The organism is Actinoplanes octamycinicus, assembly GCF_014205225.1.
GTDB classification, from domain to species: Bacteria; Actinomycetota; Actinomycetes; order Mycobacteriales; family Micromonosporaceae; genus Actinoplanes; species Actinoplanes octamycinicus.
Map to the genome: position 1 here is coordinate 5,083,385 of NZ_JACHNB010000001.1, position 21,647 is coordinate 5,105,031.

Here is a 21,647-nt window from a genome sequence, read left to right on the forward strand (position 1 = left end):
AGGCGGATGTGAAGCACCGGCTCACCGTCGCGCAGGCGGTGGTGCGTTTCCTGGCGAACCAGTTCACCGAGCGCGACGGCATCCGGCAACGGGCGGTCGCCGGGTTCCTCGGCATCTTCGGGCACGGCAACGTGGCCGGGATCGGGCAGGCGCTGCTGCAGGCGCAGCGCACCGGGTCCCCGGAGATGTCCTACCTGCTGGCCCGCAACGAGCAGGCGATGGTGCACACCGCGGTGGGCTACGCCCGGATGCGCAACCGGCTGTCCACCCTGGCCTGCACCGCCTCGATCGGCCCGGGCTCCACCAACATGCTGACCGGCGCGGCGCTGGCCACCGTCAACCGGATCCCGGTGCTGCTGCTGCCCTCCGACGTCTTCGCCACCCGGGTCGCCGTCCCGGTGCTGCAGGAGCTGGAGGATCCCCGCTCCGGCGACGTGTCGGTCAACGACGCGTTCCGGCCGCTGTCGAGGTTCTTCGACCGGGTCTGGCGCCCGGAGCAGCTGCCGGCCGCGCTGCTCGGCGCGATGCGGGTGCTGACCGACCCGGTGGAGACCGGCGCGGTCACCGTCTGCCTGCCGCAGGATCTGCAGACCGAGGCGTACGACTACCCCGACGAGCTGTTCGCCGAGCGGATCTGGCACGTCACCCGCCCGGCCCCGGACCCGCTCGCGGTGGAGCGCGCCGCCGCGGTGATCCGGGGTGCCCGCCGCCCGCTGATCGTGGCCGGCGGCGGGGTGATCTACTCGGAGGCGACCGCGCAGCTCGACCGGTTCGCCCGGGAGACCGGCATCCCGGTGGCCGACACCCAGGCCGGCAAGGGCGCGCTCAGCTGGGACCACCCGAACGCGGTGGGTGGCGTCGGCGCGACTGGCAGCCCGGTGGCGAACCGGCTGGCCGGGCACGCCGACGTGGTGCTCGGCATCGGCACCCGGTACTCCGATTTCACCACCGCCTCGCGGACCGCGTTCCGGCATCCGCAGGTCCGGTTCGTCAACCTCAACGTGGCCTCCTTCGACGCCGGGAAACTGTCCGCGCTGCCGCTGGTCGCGGATGCCCGGGCCGGGCTGGCGGCGCTCCGCCCGGCCCTGCACGGACGGCGGTTCACCGGCGACTTCCACGACGACGTGGCCGCCTGGAACGCGACGGTGGACCGGGCGTACCGGGGAAGCAAGAGCAACCACCTGCCCACCCAGGCCGAAGTGATCGGGGTGGTGAACGACGCGTGCGGAGCACGCGACGTCGTGGTGCAGGCGGCCGGCAGCCTGCCGGGCGACCTGCAACGGCTGTTCCGGGCCCGGGACCCGAAGCAGTACCACGTCGAGTACGGCTACTCCTGCATGGGCTTCGAGATCGCCGGCGCCCTGGGGATCAAGCTGGCCGACCCGGCCCGCGAGGTGTACGCGCTGGTCGGCGACGGCTCCTACCTGATGATGGCGCAGGAGCTGGTGACCGCGATCGCCGAGGGCGTGAAGCTGATCGTGGTGCTGGTGCAGAACCACGGCTTCGCGTCGATCGGCGCGCTCTCCGAGCAGGTCGGCTCGCAACGGTTCGGCACCAGCTACCGGTTCAAGAGCGCGCAGACCGGCGACTACGACGGCGCGCTGCTCCCGGTCGACCTGGCGGCCAACGCGGAGAGCCTGGGTGCCGCGGTGATCCGCTGCCGGACCGCGGCCGACCTGGCCGAGGGCCTGAAACGGGCGCGCGAGGCGGACCGGCTGACCGTGCTGCACATCGAGACCGACCCGCTGGCCGGCGGGCCCGGCTCGGAGTCGTGGTGGGACGTGCCGGTGGCCGAGGTGGCCACCCTGCACAGCACCCGGCACGCCCGCACCGGATACCTGGAGGGCAAGCGCGACCAGCGGCATCACCTGCGACCCGGAGGCTGAGGCATGAGCGTGATCGAGCACTGGATCGGTGGCCGGTTCACGGCGGGTGTGTCGACCCGCCGGTCGCCGGTCTACCAACCGGCGACCGGGCTGCGGCAGCACGAGGTGCTGCTCGGCGAACCGGACGATGTGGACGCCGCGGTGACCGCGGCCGCGGCCGCCTTCGAGGACTGGCGCGAGGAGTCGCTGAGCCGGCGCACCAAGGTGCTGTTCGCGTTCCGCGAGCTGGTCAACGCGCGGGCCGGGCGGCTCGCCGAGATCGTCTCGGACGAGCACGGCAAGGTGCTCTCCGACGCGGCCGGCGAGGTCCAGCGCGGCCTCGAGGTGATCGAGTTCGCCTGCGGCATCCCGTCGCTGGTGGCCGGCTCCTACTCGCACCAGGCGTCGGCCGGCGTCGACGTCTTCGACTTCCGCGAGCCGCTCGGGGTCTGCGCCGGCATCACCCCGTTCAACTTCCCGGCCATGGTGCCGATGTGGATGCACCCGATCGCGATCGCCTGCGGCAACACGTTCGTGCTCAAGCCCAGCGAGCGGGACCCGTCGGCGTCCGGCTTCGTGGCCGAGCTGTGGCGCGAGGCCGGGCTGCCGGACGGCGTCTTCAACGTGGTGCACGGCGACAAGGTGGCGGTCGACGCGATCCTGGCGCATCCCGGGATCGCCGCGGTGTCGTTCGTCGGGTCCACCCCGATCGCCAGGTACATCCACCAGCAGGCGAGCGCGGCCGGCAAGCGGGTGCAGGCGCTCGGCGGGGCGAAGAACCACGCGGTGGTGCTGCCCGACGCCGACCTGGACTTCGCGGCCGACCACCTGGCCGCCTCCGCGTTCGGCTCGGCCGGGCAGCGCTGCATGGCGATCTCCGCCGCGGTCGCCGTCGGCGGCGCCGCCGACGAGCTGGTCGACCTGGTCAGCCGCAAGGCCGGCGAGGTGGTGGTCGGCCCGGGCCGGGACCCGGCCAGCGAGATGGGCCCGGTGATCACCGCGGCCGCCAAGGACCGGATCGAGGGCCTGGTCGCGGCGGGGGAGCGGCAGGGCGCGACGCTCGCGGTGGACGGGCGGGGGATCAAGATCCCGGGGTACGAGAACGGCTTCTTCGTCGGCCCGACCGTGCTGGACCGGGTCGCCGCCGGGATGGACGTCTACCGCGAGGAGGTGTTCGGCCCAGTGCTGTCGGTGCTCCGGGTGCCGGGCGTCGACGAGGCGATCGACCTGATCAACAGCAATCCGTACGGCAACGGCACCGCCCTGTTCACCGGCAGCGGCGCGGCGGCCCGCCGGTTCCAGCGCGGCGTGCGGGTCGGGATGATCGGGATCAACGTGCCGATCCCGGTGCCGATGGCGTACCACTCGTTCGGCGGCTGGAAGGACTCGCTGTTCGGGCAGAGCCACATCTACGGGCCGGAGGGAGTGGCCTTCTACACCCGGGCCAAGGTGGTCACCCAGCGCTGGCCGGGCGAGGAGAGCTCCGGGGCGTCGCTGCACTTCCCGACGGCGCGGTGAGCGGCATGCTGCGGCTGGGCAGCTGTCCCGACTCGTGGGGTGTCTGGTACGCCGACGACCCGGCGCAGACCCCGTGGTCCCGGTTCCTCGACGAGCTGGCCGAGGCCGGTTACCGCTGGCTGGAGCTCGGCCCCTACGGCTATCTGCCGACCGATCCGGCGCGGCTGGCCGACGAGCTGGCCGGGCGCGGGCTGCGGTGTGCGGCCGGGACGGTCGGCGGGGTGGGCGGACCGCACCGCGACCTTCCCGCCGTGCTGGCGGAGACCCGGCGCGTCGCTGAGCTGACCCGCGCCGCCGGTGGCCGCGACGTGGTGTTCGTGCCGGTGCCCGGTTACCGGGACGACGCGACCGGCGGGTATCTGGAGGCGTCCACGCTGAGCGACACCCAGTGGCGCGACCTTCTGTCCCATACCGACATTCTGGGCCGGATGCTCGCCGAGGAGTACGGGCTCAGCCTGCGGTTCCATCCGCACGCGGACTACCAGGTGGAGAACCAGGCGCAGGTGGAGCGGTTCCTGGACGGGACCGATCCGCGCTTCGTGTCGTTGTGCCTGGACGTCGGGCACCTGGCGTATCGCCGCGCCGACATCATCGGACTCATCCAGAAATATCCATCGCGAATTGGATATGTCCATCTCAAGCAGATGGACCCGGAACTGGCCCTCCGTGCGGAAGCCGAAGATCTCGCCTTCGCTCAAGCCGTCCGGCTGGGGGTGAGCGTCGCGCCACCGGCCGGCGCACCCGACATGCCCGCGGTGCTGGCCGCCCTCGCCGCCCTGGACACCGACCTCTTCTGCGTGGTCGAGCAGGACATGTACCCGGTGGACTTCGACATCCCGTTGCCGATCGCGATCCATACCCGCAGATACCTCGAGGAGACAGGAGATTTCGACACATGAGGCCATTTCTCGCCGCGGCCGCCGTGGCAGTCCTCTCCCTCGCCGCGTGCAGCAGCGGCGGTCGCGACGACGGCAAGGCCGACAGTGACAGCGGTGGCGGCAACGCCGCCGGCAGCTCCGGTTACACGGTCGCCTTCGTGACCCACGAGACGCCCGGGGACACCTTCTGGGACAAGGTCCGGGCCGGCGCCGAGCAGGCCGCCAAGGACACCGGCGTGACGCTGAAGTACTCCAACGACCCGGACGCCGCCAAACAGGCCCAGCTGATCCAGAGCGCGGTCGACGCCAAGGTCAGCGGGATCGCCACCACCCTGGTCACCCCGGACGCCCTGGCCGGCGCGGTCAAGTCGGCCGGCACCGCGGGCATCCCGGTGGTCGGCCTGAACGCCGGCATCGACCAGTACCAGAAGCTCGGCGCGCTGATGTACTTCGGCTCCGACGAGTCGCTGGCCGGCACCAGTGTCGGCAAGCGGATCGCCGCCCAGGGCGTCAAACACCCGCTCTGCGTGATCCACCAGACCGGCTCGGTGGCCCTGGAGGCCCGCTGCGCCGGCGTCAAGAGCGCCGTCCCGGGCACCGAGAACATCCAGGTGAACGGGGCCGACGACAGCGCCGTGACGACCACCCTGCAGGCCAAGCTGGCGCAGGACAAGTCGATCGACTACGTGGTCGCGCTGAACGCCCAGGTCGCTCTGGACGCGATCAACGCCAAGCAGCAGTCGTCGTCCACGGCCAAGGTGTCCACCTTCGACCTGAACCCGGAGATCGCCAAGCGGATCAAGGACGGCCAGGTCGAGTTCGCCATCGACCAGCAGCCCTACGTGCAGGGCTACCTGGCGGTCAGCTCGCTCTACCTCTACCTGAAGAACGGCAACGACATCGGCGGCGGCAAACCGGTGCTGACCGGGCCGTCCTTCGTGGACTCGGCGAACATCGAGAAGATCCTGCCGTTCACCGAGAAGAACACCCGGTGAGGCGGTCGCTCCGGCTGCTGGCGCGCCCCGAGGCGGGCGCGCTCGCGGCAGCCCTGGTGATCTTCGTGTTCTTCCTGGTGGTGGCGCCGTCGTTCCGCTCGATGGCGGCGTTCTGCACGGTGCTGTACCAGTCGTCGACGATCGGCATCGTCGCGGTCGGCGTCGGCCTGCTGATGATCGGCGGCGAGTTCGACCTGTCGGCCGGCGTGATCACCATCAGCGCCGGGCTGGTGAACTCGATGTTCTGCTGGTACCTGGGCGTCAACCTGTGGGCCGGCGCGCTCCTGTCGCTGGCGTTCTGCCTGCTGGTCGGCTTCCTCAACGGATGGCTGGTGATGCGCACCGGGATACCCAGTTTCCTGGTCACGCTGGGCACCTTCTTCGTCCTGCAGGGTGCCAACCTCGGGGTGACCAAGCTGGTCACCGGGTCGGTGTCGAGCCGCGACATCAGCGCGATCGACGGGTTCACCTCGCTGCAGAAGGTCTTCGCCTGGAGCTTCCCGCTCGGCGCGGCGACCGTCTGGATCACCGTGCTGTGGTGGGCGCTCTTCGTCGCGCTGGCCGCCTGGACCCTGCAGCGCGCCCGGATCGGCAACTGGATCTACGCGGTCGGCGGCGCGGCGGACAGCGCCCGCGCGGTCGGCGTGCCGGTGGTCCGCACCAAGATCGGGCTGTTCATGACGGTGTCGTTCCTCGGCTGGTTCGTCGGCATGCACCTGCTCTACCGGTTCAACACGCTGCAGGCCGGCAACGGCGTGGGCAACGAGTTCCTCTACATCATCGCCGCGGTGGTCGGCGGCACGCTGCTCACCGGCGGGTTCGGCAACGCCTTCGGCGTCGCGATCGGAGCGTTCATCTTCGGTACGACCAGTCTGGGCATCGTCTACGCGGGGTGGGACCCGAACTGGTTCAAGGCCTTCCTCGGCGTCATGCTGCTGCTGGCCGTGCTGGTCAACACGTACGTCAGGCGGCTGTCCTCGGCGCCGGCCCCGGCCGCCCCGGCGGCCGGCCCGCCCGTGCCGGTGCCGGCCGCGTCCGGGAAGGAGGGCTGACGTGACCGACACCCTGGCCGACCACGCGGACCGCGCGCTGCGGCGCGGCGAGCCCCTGGTCGAACTGATCGGCGTGGGCAAGTCCTACGGCCCGATCCGGGCGCTGCGCGACGTCGACCTGGTGGCCGCGGCCGGTGAGGTGACCTGCGTGCTCGGCGACAACGGGGCGGGCAAGTCGACGCTGATCAAAATCATCTCCGGGCTGCACCCGCACACCGCCGGGACGATGCGGGTGGACCGGGTGGAGCGGTCGTTCGGCTCGCCGCGCGAGGCGCTCGACCTGGGCATCGCCACCGTCTACCAGGACTTGGCGGTGGTCCCGCTGATGGAGGTGTGGCGCAACTTCTTCCTCGGCTCCGAGCTGGTCGCCGGGCGCTACCCGCTGGCCGGGATGCGGATCCGGGAGATGCGCCGGATCGCCGACCAGGAGCTGCGCAAGATGGGCATCGCGGTGGCCGACATCAACCAGCCGATCGGCACGCTGTCCGGCGGTCAGCGGCAGTGCGTGGCGATCGCCCGGGCGGTCTACTTCGGCGCCCGGGTGCTGATCCTGGACGAGCCGACCGCGGCGCTCGGCGTCAAGCAGTCCGGGGTGGTGCTGAAATACATCGCGGCGGCCCGGGACGCCGGCCTCGCGGTCGTCTTCATCACCCACAACCCGCAGCACGCCTACCTGGTCGGCGACCACTTCGTGATCCTCAAGCTGGGCGCCGCGGTGCTCGACGCCCGGCGCGGCACGGTCACCCTGGACGAGCTGACCACCCAGATGGCCGGCGGCGACGAGCTCGCCGAGCTGGCCCGCGAGCTGGACCGCCGGTGACCGGCCTGCGGGTCGGGGTGATCGGCACCGGCATGATCGGGCGCGACCACATCCGCCGGATGGGCACCGTCCAGGCCGGCGTCACGGTGGTCGCGGTGACCGATGTGGACGCCGCGCTGGCGGCCCGGGTGGCCGCCCCGCTCGGCGCCGCCACCCACCCGGACGGGCTCGACCTGATCGCCTCGCCGCGGGTGGACGCCGTGCTGGTCTGCTCGTGGGGCGGCGCGCACGAGGAGTACGTGCTCGCCGCGATCGCCGCCGGCAAGCCGGTCTTCTGCGAGAAGCCGCTGGCCACCACGCCGGAGGCGTGCCTGCGGATCGTCGCGGCCGAGACCGGGCACGGCCGCCGGCTGGTGCAGGTCGGCTACATGCGACGGTACGACGCCGCGTACCGGGCGCTGAAACGGGTGCTGGACAGCGGGCTGATCGGGGCGCCGCTGATGATGCACTGCGCGCACCGCAACGCGGGCGTGCCCGATTTCTATCAGCCGGACAACATCATCACCGACACCGCGGTGCACGAGATCGACATGGTGCGCTGGATGTTCGGCAGCGAGGTCGCCGCGGTCCGCGTGCTCCGGCCGCGGGCCAGCCGGAACGCCGGTGAGCTGCCCGATCCGCTGCTGCTCGTGCTGGAACTGGCGAACCGGGTGCTGATCGACGTGGAGATCTCGGTGAACGTCCGCTACGGGTACGACATCCGCGGCGAGATCCTCGGCGAGGACGGCACGGTGTCGCTGGGCGATCCGGGGCTGATCGCGGTGCGGCAGGGCGGGCGGCTGGCCAGCCCGGTGCCGGGGGACTGGCGGGACCGGTTCGGCGCGGCCTACGACGTCGAGCTGCGCGAGTGGGCCGCCGCGGTGGCCGGCGGCGGGCCGCCCGACGGGCCCGGGGCGTGGGACGGTTACGCGGCGGCGGCGGTCTCTGCCGCGGCGGTGCGGGCGCTGCGGACCGGGGAGCGGGTTCCGGTCGACCTGGGGGAGCGGCCCCGGCTCTACGACGCGGGGCGCTGAACGTACCGAAGAAGGAACTGACCGGAAGTGGTCAGCGGACCGGCGCGCGGGAGTGTCATCGCCGACGTCGTTGGCGGCGATGACACCCGGTCTCCGGGCGGATCCGTCCCGCGCGCGGCCCACGGCCGCTGGGGATATTCCTACCCGCCTGATGCCAGGTTAACTCATTGGTCGGCTTGCTCACCTTGATCATCTGTTGTGTCGATTGTCCGAAGTCCGTCGGAGCGGCCGAAGCTGCTCCTTGAATAACTGACCGATAGGTTGGTAAAAAAGAGGGGTGACCGCACCCGCAGACCTGTACGCCACCCACCGCGAGCTCCTCGAGCGCGCGATCGCCGCAGCCGCCGCCCGCGACTACTGGTCCGCGTTCCCGGAGTCGCCCAGCAAGGCCGTCTACGGGGAGGACGCCGCGCCGGCCGGCGAGCGCGCCTTCGCCGCCCTGCTCGGCAAGCCGTTCCCGATCGAGGTGCCCGGTGCGGTCGGCACCGTCGCCACCGAGCGCTCGCCGTTCGGCATCGAGCTGGCCGTCAGCTACCCCCGGGCCGACCCGCTCGCCCTGGTCGCCGCGGCCCGCGCCACCATCCCGGCCTGGCGCGCCGTCGGTCCGGAGGGCCGTGCCGGGATCGCCGCCGAGATCCTGAAGCGGATCAACGCGCGGATCTTCGAGCTGGCGCACGCCGTCCAGCACACCTCCGGCCAGGCGTTCGTGATGGCCTTCCAGGCCGGTGGGGCGCACGCGCAGGACCGGGCGCTGGAGGCGATCGCCTGCGCGCTGGCCGCCACCACCCGGATGCCGGCCCGGGCGTCCTGGTCGAAGCCGCAGCGCGGCGGCGACCCGCTCGCGCTGACCAAGACCGGCACCGTGGTCGGCCGGGGCGTCGCCCTGGTCATCGGCTGCACCACCTTCCCGACCTGGAACAGCTACCCGGGCCTGTTCGCCAGCCTGGTCACCGGCAACCCGGTGATCGTCAAACCGCACCCGGGTGCGGTGCTGCCGCTCGCCATCACCGTGCGGATCTGCCGCGAGGTGCTGACCGAGGCCGGGATCAGCCCGGACGTGGTCACCCTCGCCGCCGAGGAGCCCGGCGACGGCATCGCGGCCACCCTGGCCACCCATCCGGACGTGCGGATCGTCGACTTCACCGGGTCCAGCTCGTTCGGCGACTGGCTGGAGGCGAACGCGCGGCAGGCGGTCGTCTACACCGAGAAGGCCGGGCTGAACACGGTCGTGCTCGACTCCACCGACGACTACCGGGGCCTGCTGCGCAACCTGGCGTTCTCGCTGTCGCTCTACAGCGGACAGATGTGCACCACCCCGCAGAACCTGCTGATCCCGCGCGACGGCATCGACACCGACCAGGGCCGGCGCACGCCGGAGGAGTTCGGCGCCGACCTGGCCACCGCGCTCGACAAGCTGCTCGGCGACCCGAAACGGGCGGCCGGCACGCTCGGCGCGATCGTCAACGACGGCGTGCTGGCCCGGCTGACCGAGGCGGCCGGGTCGCCGGGGGTGGTGCACCCGTCGGCACCGGTGACCGACGAGCAGTTCCCGGGGGCCACCATCCGGACGCCGGTGGTGCTGCGCCTGGACGCGGCCGACGAGAAGACGTACACCCGGGAGTGGTTCGGGCCGGTGTCGTTCCTGATCACCACCGACTCGACCGGGCACAGCCTGCGGATCCTCACCGAGACGGTGCGGGCGCACGGGGCGCTGACCGCGCTGGTGCACTCGTCGTCGCCGGCGGTGCTGGCGGCGGCCCGGGAGGCGGCGCTGGACGCCGGGGTGCACCTGTCGGAGAACCTGACTGGAGGAGTTTTCGTGAATCAGACGGCCGCGTTCAGCGATCTGCACGGGACGGGGGCGAATCCGGCGGCGACCGCGTCGCTCACCGACGACTATTTCGTCGCCGGCCGGTTCTTCACGCTGCAGTCCCGGCGTCACTGCCCGGACGCGTCATGAGCGGCTCCGCGGCGGCCGGCCCGGCGCGGACCGGCGAGGCCGTCTTCACCGAGACCATCGCCCGTGACCAGCGGGTCGAGCCGCGGGACTGGATGCCGGACGGCTACCGGCAGACGCTGATCCGGCAGATCGCCCAGCACGCCCACTCCGAGATCATCGGCATGCAGCCGGAGGGCGAGTGGATCACCCGTGCCCCGACCCTGCGGCGCAAGGCGATCCTGCTGGCCAAGGTGCAGGACGAGGCCGGCCACGGCCTCTACCTCTACTCGGCCGCCGAGACGCTCGGCGCCGACCGGGGTGACCTGACCCGGCGGCTGATCGAGGGCCGGCAGAAGTACTCGTCGATCTTCAACTATCCGACGCTGAGCTTCGCCGACGTCGGGGTGATCGGCTGGCTGGTCGACGGCGCGGCGATCTGCAACCAGGTCCCGCTCTGCCGCAGCTCCTACGGCCCGTACGCGCGGGCGATGATCCGGATCTGCAAGGAGGAGTCCTTCCACCAGCGGCAGGGCTACGAGCTGCTGATGACCATGATGGGCGGCACGCCGGCCCAGCGCGACATGGTGCAGGACGCGGTGAACCGCTGGTGGTGGCCGTCGCTGATGATGTTCGGCCCGCCGGACGGCGACTCGCCGAACTCGGCCCGTTCGATGGCCTGGAAGATCAAACGGCACAGCAACGACGAGCTGCGGCAGCGTTTCGTCGACATGACCGTGCCGCAGGCGCAGGCGCTGGGCGTCACCCTGCCCGACCCGGACCTGCGGTGGAACGAGGACCGGCAGAGCCACGACTTCGGCGAACCGGACTGGTCCGAGCTGAAGCGGGTGATCACCGGGGACGGGCCGCTGAACCGGCAGCGGATCGAGCGGCGCAAGCAGGCGGACAGCGACGGGGCGTGGGTGCGCGAGGCCGCTGCCGCGCACGCGGCGAAACACAGGAGTGGATCATGAGCGAGGACGTCCGGCACGAGTGGCCGTTGTTCGAGGTGTTCGTACGGGCCAAGCGCGGGCTCAACCACGTGCACGTGGGCTCGCTGCGGGCCGCCGACCACCGGATGGCGGTGCACCACGCGCGGGATCTCTACACCCGGCGCAACGAGGGGGTCAGCATCTGGGTGGTGCGCTCCGACGACGTGGTGGCCAGCGATCCCGAGGAGAAGGCGGCGCTGTTCGAGCCGAGCGCCGACAAGGTGTACCGGCACCCGACGTACTACGCCATCCCCGATTCGGTTCCGCACATCTGATGGCCTTCGACGACGCGTACGGCGCGCTGACCGACCACGATGACGACGCCCGCTGGGCGTACGGGACCGGCTTCACCGACCCGCTCCACGGCGTGCCCGCGGAGATCCCGGACGGGGTGGACCGGGCCGGGCTGTTCGCCCGCTGCCTGGCGCTCGGCGACGACGCCCTGATCATGTCGCACCGGCTGCAGCAGTGGGTGACCCGGGCGCCCGAGCTGGAGGACGAGCTGGCCCTGGCCAACATCGGGCTGGACCTGCTCGGCCAGGCCCGGCTGCTGCTCACCCGGGCCGGCGAGGCCGAGGGGGCCGGGCGGGACGAGGACGATCTGGCGTACCGGCGGGAGCCGCACGAGTTCCGCAACGTGCGGCTCGCCGAGGTCGCCGACGCCGACTTCGCGCACCTGGTGGCCCGGCTGCTGGTCTTCGCGACCTGGCGGCTGGCGCTCTTCGACCGGCTGACCGCCGACCCCGACCCGGTGCTCGCCGCGATCGCGGCGAAAGGCGTCAAGGAGATCACCTACCACCGGGACTACGCCGCCCAGTGGGTGGTCCGGCTCGGCGACGGCACCGAGTTGTCGCACGAGCGGATGGTCGCGGCGATGACCGCGGTGGCTCCGCTGATCGACGAGCTGTTCGACGGCGATGCCGGGCTGCGCGCCGAGTGTGACGCGGTGCTCGCCCAGGTGCTCACCGCGGCGACCGTCCCGGCGCCGCCGATCCCGGCCGGATCGGGCCGGCGCGACGAGCACACCGCGGCGCTGACCGAGATCCTCGCCGAGATGCAGCAGCTGGCCCGCGCCGTCCCGGGCGGGTCCTGGTGAACGCGCAGGCCGTGGTCGGCACCGTCACCGACCCGGAGCTGCCCATGGTCACCCTGGCCGAGCTGGGCATCGTGCGCGAGGTGCGGCAGGACGGCGACGGGGTGGTCGTGACGATCACCCCGACCTACTCGGGCTGCCCGGCGATGGAGAGCATCCGGGCCGACATCGCCACCGCGCTGCGCCGGGCCGGGTTCGGGACGGTCGAGGTGCGTACCGTGCTGGCGCCCGCCTGGACCACCGACTGGATCAGCGAGAGCGGCCGCCGCAAGCTGGCCGAGGCCGGCATCGCGCCGCCCGGCGCGGCGCCGCGCCGGGGTGCCGGGCCGATCCCGCTCACCCTGACCCCCCGGTCGTCCGCGGTCCACTGCCCGCGCTGCGGGGCCGCGGAGACCGAGGCGGTCGCCGCGTTCGGCGCGACCGCCTGCCGCGAGCTGCGCCGCTGCCCGGCCTGCCGGGAGCCGTTCGAGCACATGAAGGAGATCTGAGGTGGCGATCGGCGAGTTCCACGCGCTGCGGGTCGCCGCGGTCGACCGGCTCTGCCCGGACGCCGTGGCGGTCACCCTGGCCGTGCCACCCGACCTGGCCGACCGGTTCGCCTTCCGGCCCGGCCAGTCGCTGACCGTCCGCCGGGCCGGCGAGCGCCGCACCTATTCGATCTGCGCGCCGGCCGGCGCCGCGCCGCGGATCGGCGTGCGGGAGGTGCCCGGCGGCGCGGTGTCCAGCTGGATCGTCCATGAGCTGCGGCCCGGCGACGAGGTCGAGGTGGCGCCGCCGTCCGGCACGTTCACCCCCGACCTGGCCACCGGCGGCCGGCACGTGCTGATCGCGGCCGGTTCCGGGATCACCCCGGTGCTGTCCATGGTGGCCTCGCTGCTGCGCCGCCCGGACACCGAGGTGACCCTGCTCTACGGCAACCGCCGGGCCGAGACGGTGATGTTCGCCGAAGAGCTCGCCGACCTCAAGGACCGCTACCCGGCCCGGCTGGAGCTGGTGCACGTGCTGTCCCGGGAGCCGCGCGAGGCCGACCTGTTCTCCGGCCGGCTCGACGCGGCCCGGCTGCGCGCCCTGCTGCCGGCGCTGATCGACGTCCCGGCGGTCGACCACTGGTGGCTGTGCGGGCCGTTCGGCATGGTGACCGACGCGACCGAGGTGCTCGGCGAGGCCGGGGTGGCGCCGGAGCGGATCCACCGGGAGCTGTTCTGGGTGGACGAGGCGCCGCCCGAGCCGGTCCGTCCCGAGGCCGAGTCGCACGGCCCGAGCAGCGAGGTCACCGTGCACCTGGACGGCCGGGCCACCACGGTCACCGTCGAGGAGGGCGTCACCCTGCTGGACGGGGTGCAGCGGTCCCGGCCGGACCTGCCGTTCGCCTGCAAGGGCGGGGTGTGCGGGACCTGCCGCGCCCGGGTGGTCGAGGGCGAGGTGACGATGCGGCGCAACTTCGCGCTGGAGCCGGCCGAGCTGGCCGCCGGGTTCGTGCTGACCTGTCAGAGCACGGCCGCGTCAGCCAAGGTGGTGGTCGACTTCGACGAGTGACAGATACTCGTCGAGGACGAGCCGGAACTCGTCCGGCCGCTCCACCCACGGGTAATGGCCGCACTTCGGCAGCACCTCGGCCCGGCCGGCCGGGAAGAGGCCGGCCAGCGCGACCACCGGGGCCAGCCCGGTCAGGCAGTCCTCGGCGCCGGCGACGACCAGCACCGGGGCGGTCACCCGGCCCAGGCGGGCGGCGAAATCGGCCGGCGGCGGCACGCTGAAGAACGCCACCATGGCCGGCAGCGCGAACTCGCCGACCGCGGCGTGCGCCTGCTCGGCCGGACCCCAGGCGGCGTAGCCGAGGGGCGCGCACACCCGGAACCAGGCGGCGAAGGCCTCCGCGCCGGACAGGTCCGGTCCGGCCTTCGCGGCCGCCGCGGCGGCGTCGAAGACCGGCTCGCCCCGGCGGCGGGCGATCAGCTCCTCGGCGTCCGGCGGCGTGTCGACCAGGTGGGTGGCGGGCGGCGTGATCAGCGCCAAGCCGGCCACCCGCTCCGGGAACCGGGCGGCATAGGCGGTCGCCAGCCGGGTCCCGGCGGAATGTCCGGCGATCACCAGCCGGTCCCGGCCCAGGTGCCGGCGCAGCTCGTCGAGGTCGTCGGCCTGGTCCCAGTAGGAGCCGGACGGCCCGGCCGGGGAGCGGCCGACCCCGCGCAGGTGCGGGACCACGAGGCGGTGCCGCCCGGTCAGCCCGGCCAGGTCACCCAGGTAGTCCGGGTGCCTGGCCGCGCCGCCGGCCAGCACGATCACCGGCGGCCGGTCAGCGGGTCCGTGGTCGTCGTAGTGCAGGGGCGTTCCGTCAGATCCGGAGTAACTCGGCACGCCCCGACCCTAGCGGCTTAGTCCCGGAGCCGGGCCAGCGCGAAGATCTGGCTCTCCTGCGGCCCGTCGGTCGGCGTGAAGAAGACCGTCTCGATGCTCTCCACGGTGAAGCCGTGCGCCTCCAGGACCGCCTTCAGATCCGGCTCCAGGTAACCGGACACGGTCACCGGGACGCCCATGAACTCGATCGGGATGCTGTCCGCGTCGAAGTTGACCATGCCGATCGCGAAGTGACCGCCCGGCTGCAGCCAGCCCGCGACCTTGTCGAGAGTGCGCTCGATCTCCGCCTTGCTCAGCATGAGCAGCGAGAAGAACGCGGTGACCGCCTCGAACCTCCCGAAGTCGGCGGGCAGCTCGGCGAAGTTGCCGTGCACGAACTCGGCCGCGGGCACCTGCTCGCGGGCCAGCCGCAGCATCCCCTCGGCGATGTCCACCCCGACCACCCGATGACCGTCATCGGTCAGGAGCTGGGCGGTCGGGACGCCGGTGCCGCAGCCCAGATCGAGCACCGAGGCAGCGGCCGGAAGCAGCGCGCTGACCTTCTCGATCAGCGCTGTCTGGAACGGATTATGGCTGTGCTCGCCCTGGTATTTCTCAGCGAGTTGATCGAAAACCTCCATGGGCGCACGCTACCGCCCAGACCTTCCACAGTGGAAGAAGATCAGAACACGCATGTCACGCCCTCGGCCGCGATCCGCTCGTCCCGGCGCGACCGATCAAGCCCGGCGCAGAGCACGATCGACGCCCCGGCGGTCAGCGGTGCCAGCAGCCAGATCAGCGGCTCCTCCGAGGCGGCCGCGTCGATCAGCACCCGGTCACCCCGCCGCAGACCGCGCGACCGGGCGACCTCCGCGGCAACCGCGCCGTATGCACCGAAGGTGGTCCCGTCCGTCGCGGCCGGCTCATCGAGCCGGACCCGATCCCGCGGCGGGGCCGCGCCGAGATGCGCGCGCACCGCGGGCAGGAAATCACGGTAATCCTCCGGTACGTCGTCAGCCCCCGCCCCGAGCACGAACCGGTGCCGCGCCGCCGGCACCTCGTCCAGCCAGCTGCCCACCCGGCGCCGCTCGACGAACGTCACGTCCAGCTCCGCACCGCCCGTGCCCGGCCCGGCCGCGTCCCCTCGGCTTCCGCTCAACCCGGCCGGCCCCCAGCCACGGAACGACACCTCGAGCCCGGCCGCCCACGCGCCGAGCAGCACCACCGCCGTCTGCCAGTGCGGCGGCAGCAGCACCCCGGCCCGGCTCCCGGCGGCCAGCCCGCACTCGTCGGCCAGCAGCGCCGCGGTCGCCGCGCTCCACCGGCCCAGCTCGGCCGCGGTCAGCCCGACGCGCTCCCCGCGGGCGTCGTCGTAGTAGGTGATCAACTCGACGGTCCGCTGCTCAACGCTCATCATCGGCCAACCTACCGAGACCGGGCGGCGGTGTCCCACGATGGGGTGATGACCGCGACCGCGACCCGCCATCCCGCCCCCGGTGGCGTCCGCCTCGACGTCCGCGGCCCGGTCCGCCCGGCCCTGCGGATCGAAGCCGCCGGCCGCAAGCGTTTCGTGCTGCGCCAGCCCGCCGGCCCGGTCCTCTTCGGACGCGTCGAGGGCGACTGGTCCGGCGCCGACTATCTGCGCACCGGTCGGTTCCGCTCGCCGATCGGGCCGCTGCGCACGCCTGCGGACCGCTTCGAGGAAGAGGACGATTCCTGGTACGCCCGGTGGGCGCACCACCTGGCCACTGAACTGCTCGCCTCTCCGGACGGCCCGCTCTACACCGGTCAGTGGCTGCTCAGCTCGGCCGTTCGCAGGCTGGCGGTCCGGCCCGGGAGCATGCCGGTCGCCCGGCGCTGGGCTGAGCTGCTGTGCGCCCCGGACCGGGACGAGCTGGACTGGATCTCGCAGGCCGGGCTGTGGCGGGTGCTGCCGCTGCGTGACCTGTCCGCCCCGGACGCCGGGCGGGTCAAGGCGTACCGGAAACAGGCCCGCGCCGGGGTCCTCCCGCCGGTCCTGCTCTGGTGGCTCAGTGCCCTGGAGTGCCATGTCGTGCTGGACGGCCACGACCGCCTGGTCGCGGCGATCGCCGAGGACCGGGAGCCGCCGCTGCTCGGCCTGGCGACGGTCAGACCGGCGGTGGCGGCCCGGGAGGCCGAGGAGGCGGTGGAGCGCTACCTGACCGCGACGGTCCAGCCCTGGGCCGGCTTCGTTCCCGATCTCGGCGACCGGCTCGCCGGTGAGCTGCGGGACGCCGACGCCGCCCCGGCACGGACCCGGGCCTGGCCGCTCCGCGGCGGCTCCGCTGCCTGGTCCGCTTTGGTCGCCGCACACGCCACGGACTGGCCACCGGGCGGCGACGACCGGTAGGCCGCGGCGCTTTGGCCGGCGGGCGGTGACGGTGGTCAGGCCGCGCTGCGGAAGGCGGCCAGGGCGCGGGCCTCGCGGGCGTAGTGGGCGAGCAGGTGGACCGTCTCCGGGCCGGCCTCGCCGTCGGGGTCGATGCCGACCCGGGTCTGGAAGGCGCGGACCGCCTCGATGAGCTCGGCCGGGTCCGGGCCGACCTGGACGCCGAAGTCGGCGAAGTGCGCGCGCAGGCTTTCCGGGTCCGCGGTGGGCGGGGTGTCGGACCAGCCGATCAGGCCGCCGACGGCGGAGCCGACCACGGTGAGCATTCCTCGTGCGGTCATCGTTACCTCCCGGATTCGCTTCGTGATTCCAGGATCGGAATTTCCGCTGTGCCTGACATCTGCCGAGGGGCTCGATCCCCTGTGCGCCCCTCTTACTTTCGGCCGATCGGTTCGGCCGTCCGCAAGGACTACCGGCCGAGCCACCGGCTCCGGGTGGACCCGGAGTCCCCGCAGGTCACGCCGCTCGGGGTCGGGTCCGGCCGGCTCGGGGTGCAGCCGGGACAACGGCCCGCCGGGCCAGCCGTCCGACCCGACGCCGCGGGTCCAGGGACCCGGCCGGGGAGGGACCCGGCTCGGGCAGCTTTTCAGCGGGGGCAGAGGTCGGTGAGGGCGACCTCACGCAGCCGCCGGGCCTGGGCGGCCGAGACCCCGGAGGCGGTCAGCTCGTCCTGCCGCCCCGCCGCGGCCGGCGAGCAGGCGTCGAGGCCGAGATCGGCGATCTCCTCGTCCCGCCGGTCCAGCGCCAGCTCCGGCAGCTCCCGCCGGATGGCCGCGACGAACCGGTCCGGACTCCCCGGCGCCGCCGCCGGGCCGGACCGGGCCCCGGCGGAGGCGGACGGGTAGGCGCGTCCCTCCAGCCAGACCGGCGCCGGCTCGGAACATCCCGCCACCGCGCCCAGCGCCAGCACGGCAAAGCCAACAGAACCGATAATTCGCCCAGAAATCACTCGAGGGACGGTAGACCATCGCACCGCCCGGACCGGTCCGGCACGCCGCGGGCGCACAGCGAAGTCACAGACCGCTCACCGCCCGGGGACAATTTCCGGAGCGACCTTGGATCCCATGAGTGATCCGCTGAACCGCCTCGCCGAGCACCCCTACGTCACCCACATCGCGCCGGTGATGGTCGCCCCGCCGCGCGACCCGCGCTGGAAGCGCCGGCTCGCCGGGGGCGCCGCGGTCCTGGTCCTGGTCGGTGGCGGCGGCACGGCCGGCGCGTTCCTCACCGAGAAGTACCTGGACGGGACCCCGGCCGCCGCGGTGAGCACCGCGACCGGCAGCACCGTCGCCGCCACCACGGTGACCGAGGACGACGAGCTCGCCCCGGTCGTGGCGAAGGTGCAGCCGAGCATCGTGACCGTCCTGGTCGACGGGGCCCGCGAGTCGTCGCTCGGCTCCGGCGTGGTGATCGGCGCCGACGGCCTGATCCTCACCAACAACCACGTGATCGCCTCGACCGGCACGGTCAGCGTGCGGCTCTCCACCGGCGAGACGGTCCCGGCCAAGGTGGTCGCCGCGGACAGCGTCCACGACCTGGCCCTGGTCCAGGCCACCGGGCTGTCCGGGCTGACCCCGGTCACCTTCGCCGCCGACGACAGCGTCGCGGTCGGCGACACGGTGCTGGCCTTCGGCGCGCCGCTCGGCCTGGAGGGCACCGTCACCTCGGGCATCCTCTCCGCCAAGGACCGCAGCCTGAGCACCGGCGAGGAGACCCTCACCGGGCTGCTGCAGACCGACGCCGCGATCAACCAGGGCAACTCGGGCGGCGCGCTGGTCGACACCGCCGGCCAGCTGGTCGGGATCAACGTCGCGATCGCCACCGCCGGGGAGAGCACTGGCAGCGTCGGGCTCGGCTTCGCGATCCCGTCCGGCACCGTGGCCGGCGTGGTCAAGCAGCTCCAGGCTCAGATCGACAGCTGAGGACCACCGAACCAGCGGGTCAGCGCGGTCACCAGCCCCTCGGTGTCCGGCACCGGATCATCCGACGACCAGGCCACGTAGGTGTCCGGCCGGACCAGCATCGCGGTCCCGGACGGCAGCGACGCGGTGACCAGCTCCACCCGGTCCCGCCACGGCGCGACCGTCCCGGCCAGGGTTCCGGTGTTGTCCACCAGCAACGGCCGGCCGGCGTGGGTCAGGGCGCCGAGATCCGGGGCGAGACCGGCCACCCCGTCGTACCGGAAATCCGTCCCCGCGATCAACGCGGCCAGACGCCGGACCACGGCCTCCTCCTCCAGCAACTCGGCGAAGAGCGCGCGCAGCGCGGTCACCGCCGGCCCCGGCCCGGCCAGCACACTCTGCGCCTGGGTGTGCATCACCACCCGCTCGGCCACCGGCCGGCGCTCCGACTCGTAGGTGTCCAGCAACCCGGCCGGCGCCCGGTGGTGAACCTGCGCCGCCAGCTTCCAGCCCAGGTTGATCGCGTCCTGCAGGCCCAGGTTGAGGCCCGGACCGCCGATCGCCGAGTGCACGTGGGCGGCGTCGCCGAGCAGGATGACCCGGCCCCTGCGGTAGTGGTCGGCGATCCGGCTGTTGCCGCCGGCGAGCCGGCGCAGGGTGTGCGGTTCCGGACCGGTCGGCGGCCGCAGTGGCACCGCGACGCCGAGCACGTAGTGCAGCGTGTCGAGCACCTCGGCCAGCGTCACCGGTGCGTCGCCGGCCGGCCGCGCGGTGGTCGCGACAGTGATCAGTTTCCGCCCATCCGGGAACGGCGCGAAGGCCACCATGCCACGCTCGGTGCGGTGGTGCTGGAACGGCGGCACCCGGCCGTACCCGGGAATCAGCAGGCCGCCGGTCTCCGGATCGAGCAGCTCGGCGGGCACGTCGACCACGGCGGTGCGCGACACCGAGTGGTCGTCGGTGACGCCGGGGAAGGCGAAACCGGTCAGCTTCCGGGTCACGCTGCGCCCGCCGTCGGCCCCGACGAGATAGCGGGCCTCGATCCGGTAGGCGCCGTCCGGGCCGGTCACGTCCGCCACCACCCGGTCGTCCTTCTGATCCAGACCGGTCAGCTCGTGTCCACTGCGGACCTGCACGCCCAGTTCGGCGGCGCGCTCGGCGAGCATCGATTCGATCTTCTGCTGCGGCGCGAGCAGGATGTGCATCGGGTTGTCCGAGATCCCGGCCAGGTGCAGGGCGAAAGCGCCGAACACGTGACCCGGCGCCGGTTCCGGCCCGCCGGGGCGGCCGGTCAGCCGCTCGTAGAGGCCGCGCCGGTGCAGCATCGGCACGATCTGGCCGACCAGGCCGTTGGCGCGCTGCTCGGTGGACGGGCCGGTGCGGCGCTCCAGGAGCAGCGGGCGGACGCCGTTGAGGGCGAGTTCGCAGGCGAGCATGAGGCCGTTGGGCCCACCCCCGACGATCACAACATCAAAAGACATGATAAAACCCCTTTTCCCGTACGAAGATGGCCGCGCATCGTGGTCCTCAGTTCTGTCCGGTGTGGCCGAAGGCCGCACCCCACCCCGGGGCGGTCGGAGCCGTGGCTTTGTGGGCCGCACCCTGCTCCCGGCCGGGCAGTGCGGCCGTGGCTTGTGGGCCGCACCCTGCTCCCGGCCGGGCAATGCGACCGTGGCTTGTGGACCGCGCCCTGCTCCGGCCGGGCGATCGGCGGGGCTCGCAAGCCACCCCGGTTTCTCGTCGTGTCCTGCGGTTTGTGGTCGTGCCGTTCCGGCTGCTCGTCGTTCGCTGCTGCTTCTCGCCGTGCCGTGCCGGTTTCTCGCCGTGTCCTGCGGTATCTAGCCGTGCCGCGCCGGTCTCTCGTCGTGCCGTGCGGTTTCTTGCCGGGCCGCGCCGGTCTCTTGTCCTGTCTGCGATTTCCACAGTCATGGGTTGTCCACAGCCCGTCCGGAGTGGGCCTTGGCTTGTCGCGATAATGGCTGTGGCGGGGGTCCCCCCAGGGAGGGTGGGACTTTGTGCTCGGGCCAGGGCGACCCGCGGATGTGAGGCTCGGGCCGGGAGACCCGCGGATGTCGCGCGTGGCCCGGGGAGACCGCGGATGTCGTGCGCGGCCCGGGGAGGCCCGCTCAGATCTGGCGTCAAGGCTGCGGCAGACCCGCCCGCAACTGGCGCAGCGCCTCGGTGAGCAGCTCCGGAACCGTGTGCCAGCGGTCGCCGCCGGACGACTGGAATTGGCGGACGGCCACGTTGTTGGCCGCGAGCACCGCTGCCGCGACCAGTTTCGGATAGAGGTCCCGGTCGACGTCGAGGCCGGTCCGCTCGGCGACGGCGGCGCCGATGGCCCGGGCTGCGTCGTCGCTGCCGCGCAGGATCTCCGCCTGGATGGCCGGCACCGTGACCATCTCGCGGATCCCGGCCAGCCACAGCTCCATGTCCGGTTCCGGGTGGGCGGTGACCTCCGGGCCGGGGGTGAACGCGGTCAGCACGGCCTGGGTGATCGCGTCCCAGAGTGGCTCGTCGGCTGGTCGCTCGCGCAGCGCGTCCGCGACGGCGAAGCAACGGTCGCGGTGCCGGGCCGCGACCGCCTCGGCCTTGCTGGCGAAGTAGTTGTTGAAGGTGCGGGGTGACACCCCGGCGGCCGCCGCGATGTCCTCCACCAGCACCCGGTCGTAGCCGCGCTCGACGATGAGCCGGATCGCGGCCCAGCTGAGCGCGGCCCGGGTGGCCTGCTTCTTGGTCTCCCGGAGTCCCATGCGTCCACCGTAACAAAAACTGCGTGCCCCGCAAAGTTGCGGGGCACGCAGTTTTCTCAGCGCCGTCTCAGCTTGCCGGCGCGC

General features: G+C 72.8%; 22 protein-coding genes. 15 read left to right on the forward strand and 7 right to left on the reverse strand.

The genetic code is table 11. From position 1 onward, the window contains the following. The first annotated feature begins 8 nt into the window (after nucleotides 1–8). The 13 genes from iolD to paaE all read left to right on the forward strand — a co-directional run bounded on the left by iolD (nucleotide 9) and on the right by paaE (nucleotide 13,698). Complete coding sequence (gene iolD, locus BJY16_RS22190) at nucleotides 9–1,886, forward strand: 3D-(3,5/4)-trihydroxycyclohexane-1,2-dione acylhydrolase (decyclizing) (RefSeq protein ID WP_185041504.1); 1,878 nt, start codon at nucleotides 9–11, stop codon at nucleotides 1,884–1,886. Between the two features lie 3 nt (nucleotides 1,887–1,889). Next, complete coding sequence (locus BJY16_RS22195) at nucleotides 1,890–3,383, forward strand: CoA-acylating methylmalonate-semialdehyde dehydrogenase (RefSeq protein WP_185041505.1); 1,494 nt, start codon at nucleotides 1,890–1,892, stop codon at nucleotides 3,381–3,383. 5 nt (nucleotides 3,384–3,388) lie between these two features. Next, a complete protein-coding gene (locus BJY16_RS22200) occupies nucleotides 3,389–4,282 on the forward strand; it encodes a sugar phosphate isomerase/epimerase family protein (protein ID WP_185041506.1) in 894 nt (297 codons plus the stop codon). After that, nucleotides 4,279–5,256, forward strand: a complete 978-nt coding sequence (locus tag BJY16_RS22205) for a sugar ABC transporter substrate-binding protein (protein WP_185041507.1) — start codon at nucleotides 4,279–4,281, stop codon at nucleotides 5,254–5,256. Before BJY16_RS22200 ends, BJY16_RS22205 begins: the two co-directional genes overlap by 4 nt. After that, nucleotides 5,253–6,308, forward strand: a complete 1,056-nt coding sequence (locus BJY16_RS22210; RefSeq protein WP_185041508.1) for an ABC transporter permease — start codon at nucleotides 5,253–5,255, stop codon at nucleotides 6,306–6,308. Before BJY16_RS22205 ends, BJY16_RS22210 begins: the two co-directional genes overlap by 4 nt. 1 nt (nucleotide 6,309) lies before the next feature. After that, nucleotides 6,310–7,128 (forward strand): ATP-binding cassette domain-containing protein, encoded by an 819-nt coding sequence (locus tag BJY16_RS22215; RefSeq protein WP_185041509.1) that lies wholly within the window; start codon nucleotides 6,310–6,312, stop codon nucleotides 7,126–7,128. Further along, a complete protein-coding gene (locus BJY16_RS22220) occupies nucleotides 7,125–8,141 on the forward strand; it encodes a Gfo/Idh/MocA family protein (protein ID WP_185041510.1) in 1,017 nt (338 codons plus the stop codon). The genes BJY16_RS22215 and BJY16_RS22220 overlap by 4 nt, the downstream gene beginning before the upstream one ends. A 277-nt stretch (nucleotides 8,142–8,418) precedes the next feature. Then, nucleotides 8,419–10,101, forward strand: coding sequence for a phenylacetic acid degradation protein PaaN (paaN, locus tag BJY16_RS22225; RefSeq protein WP_185041511.1), 1,683 nt, complete (start codon nucleotides 8,419–8,421; stop codon nucleotides 10,099–10,101). Beyond that, entirely contained in the window at nucleotides 10,098–11,051 is a 954-nt protein-coding gene (gene paaA, locus BJY16_RS22230; RefSeq protein ID WP_185041512.1) for a 1,2-phenylacetyl-CoA epoxidase subunit PaaA, read from the forward strand. Before paaN ends, paaA begins: the two co-directional genes overlap by 4 nt. After that, nucleotides 11,048–11,344: a 1,2-phenylacetyl-CoA epoxidase subunit PaaB gene (paaB, locus tag BJY16_RS22235; protein ID WP_185041513.1), complete on the forward strand. Its 297-nt coding sequence runs from the start codon at nucleotides 11,048–11,050 to the stop codon at nucleotides 11,342–11,344. Before paaA ends, paaB begins: the two co-directional genes overlap by 4 nt. Further along, nucleotides 11,344–12,165, forward strand: a complete 822-nt coding sequence (paaC, locus tag BJY16_RS22240) for a 1,2-phenylacetyl-CoA epoxidase subunit PaaC (RefSeq protein WP_185041514.1) — start codon at nucleotides 11,344–11,346, stop codon at nucleotides 12,163–12,165. Before paaB ends, paaC begins: the two co-directional genes overlap by 1 nt. Then, entirely contained in the window at nucleotides 12,159–12,650 is a 492-nt protein-coding gene (gene paaD / locus BJY16_RS22245) for a 1,2-phenylacetyl-CoA epoxidase subunit PaaD (RefSeq protein WP_185046601.1), read from the forward strand. Before paaC ends, paaD begins: the two co-directional genes overlap by 7 nt. A 1-nt stretch (nucleotide 12,651) precedes the next feature. Next, nucleotides 12,652–13,698 (forward strand): 1,2-phenylacetyl-CoA epoxidase subunit PaaE, encoded by a 1,047-nt coding sequence (gene paaE, locus BJY16_RS22250; protein WP_185041515.1) that lies wholly within the window; start codon nucleotides 12,652–12,654, stop codon nucleotides 13,696–13,698. Here the strand turns inward: paaE and BJY16_RS22255 are convergent. From BJY16_RS22255 to BJY16_RS22265, 3 genes are read right to left on the reverse strand one after another with little or no spacing between them, the layout of a single operon-like run. After that, on the reverse strand, nucleotides 13,666–14,520 hold the full coding sequence (locus BJY16_RS22255; RefSeq protein WP_185041516.1) for an alpha/beta fold hydrolase: 855 nt from the start codon (nucleotides 14,518–14,520) through the stop codon (nucleotides 13,666–13,668). The genes paaE and BJY16_RS22255 overlap by 33 nt on opposite strands. Nucleotides 14,521–14,537: 17 nt before the next feature. Beyond that, a complete protein-coding gene (locus BJY16_RS22260) occupies nucleotides 14,538–15,140 on the reverse strand; it encodes a class I SAM-dependent methyltransferase (protein ID WP_185041517.1) in 603 nt (200 codons plus the stop codon). Between the two features lie 41 nt (nucleotides 15,141–15,181). Next, nucleotides 15,182–15,916, reverse strand: a complete 735-nt coding sequence (locus tag BJY16_RS22265; RefSeq protein ID WP_185041518.1) for a TIGR03089 family protein — start codon at nucleotides 15,914–15,916, stop codon at nucleotides 15,182–15,184. Between the two features lie 45 nt (nucleotides 15,917–15,961). On the opposite strand from BJY16_RS22265, the gene BJY16_RS22270 reads away from it, so the two are divergent. Continuing rightward, nucleotides 15,962–16,870 carry a hypothetical protein gene (locus BJY16_RS22270; RefSeq protein ID WP_185041519.1) on the forward strand — a complete coding sequence of 303 codons (909 nt, stop codon included), beginning with the start codon at nucleotides 15,962–15,964 and terminating at the stop codon, nucleotides 16,868–16,870. A gap of 35 nt (nucleotides 16,871–16,905) precedes the next feature. Here BJY16_RS22270 and BJY16_RS22275 read toward each other — a convergent pair whose 3' ends face one another. Beyond that, complete coding sequence (locus BJY16_RS22275; RefSeq protein WP_185041520.1) at nucleotides 16,906–17,190, reverse strand: peptidoglycan-binding protein; 285 nt, start codon at nucleotides 17,188–17,190, stop codon at nucleotides 16,906–16,908. A gap of 305 nt (nucleotides 17,191–17,495) precedes the next feature. Continuing rightward, nucleotides 17,496–17,819: a hypothetical protein gene (locus tag BJY16_RS22280; protein WP_185041521.1), complete on the reverse strand. Its 324-nt coding sequence runs from the start codon at nucleotides 17,817–17,819 to the stop codon at nucleotides 17,496–17,498. A 154-nt stretch (nucleotides 17,820–17,973) separates the two neighbouring features. On the opposite strand from BJY16_RS22280, the gene BJY16_RS22285 reads away from it, so the two are divergent. Further along, entirely contained in the window at nucleotides 17,974–18,831 is an 858-nt protein-coding gene (locus BJY16_RS22285) for a S1C family serine protease (protein ID WP_185041522.1), read from the forward strand. Here BJY16_RS22285 and BJY16_RS22290 read toward each other — a convergent pair. After that, the gene (locus tag BJY16_RS22290; RefSeq protein ID WP_185041523.1) at nucleotides 18,816–20,291 is read right to left on the reverse strand and encodes an FAD-dependent monooxygenase; all 1,476 of its coding nucleotides are present in this window, start codon (nucleotides 20,289–20,291) and stop codon (nucleotides 18,816–18,818) included. The two genes, BJY16_RS22285 and BJY16_RS22290, sit on opposite strands and share 16 nt — an antisense overlap. Nucleotides 20,292–20,948: 657 nt before the next feature. Further along, nucleotides 20,949–21,563, reverse strand: a complete 615-nt coding sequence (locus BJY16_RS22295; protein WP_185041524.1) for a TetR/AcrR family transcriptional regulator — start codon at nucleotides 21,561–21,563, stop codon at nucleotides 20,949–20,951. Between the last annotated feature and the right edge of the window lie 84 nt (nucleotides 21,564–21,647).

Bases quoted from the DNA above. Each gene is read 5' to 3' on its own strand.
- BJY16_RS22275 (WP_185041520.1), bottom strand. From the start codon at position 17,190: ATGACCGCACGAGGAATGCTCACCGTGGTCGGCTCCGCCGTCGGCGGC.
- paaB (WP_185041513.1), top strand. From the start codon at position 11,048: ATGAGCGAGGACGTCCGGCACGAGTGGCCGTTGTTCGAGGTGTTCGTA.
- BJY16_RS22260 (WP_185041517.1), bottom strand. From the start codon at position 15,140: ATGGAGGTTTTCGATCAACTCGCTGAGAAATACCAGGGCGAGCACAGC.
- BJY16_RS22290 (WP_185041523.1), bottom strand. From the start codon at position 20,291: ATGTCTTTTGATGTTGTGATCGTCGGGGGTGGGCCCAACGGCCTCATG.
- BJY16_RS22285 (WP_185041522.1), top strand. From the start codon at position 17,974: ATGAGTGATCCGCTGAACCGCCTCGCCGAGCACCCCTACGTCACCCAC.
- paaC (WP_185041514.1), top strand. From the start codon at position 11,344: ATGGCCTTCGACGACGCGTACGGCGCGCTGACCGACCACGATGACGAC.
- BJY16_RS22205 (WP_185041507.1), top strand. From the start codon at position 4,279: ATGAGGCCATTTCTCGCCGCGGCCGCCGTGGCAGTCCTCTCCCTCGCC.
- BJY16_RS22200 (WP_185041506.1), top strand. From the start codon at position 3,389: ATGCTGCGGCTGGGCAGCTGTCCCGACTCGTGGGGTGTCTGGTACGCC.
- BJY16_RS22270 (WP_185041519.1), top strand. From the start codon at position 15,962: ATGACCGCGACCGCGACCCGCCATCCCGCCCCCGGTGGCGTCCGCCTC.
- paaA (WP_185041512.1), top strand. From the start codon at position 10,098: ATGAGCGGCTCCGCGGCGGCCGGCCCGGCGCGGACCGGCGAGGCCGTC.
- BJY16_RS22195 (WP_185041505.1), top strand. From the start codon at position 1,890: ATGAGCGTGATCGAGCACTGGATCGGTGGCCGGTTCACGGCGGGTGTG.
- BJY16_RS22265 (WP_185041518.1), bottom strand. From the start codon at position 15,916: ATGATGAGCGTTGAGCAGCGGACCGTCGAGTTGATCACCTACTACGAC.
- BJY16_RS22295 (WP_185041524.1), bottom strand. From the start codon at position 21,563: ATGGGACTCCGGGAGACCAAGAAGCAGGCCACCCGGGCCGCGCTCAGC.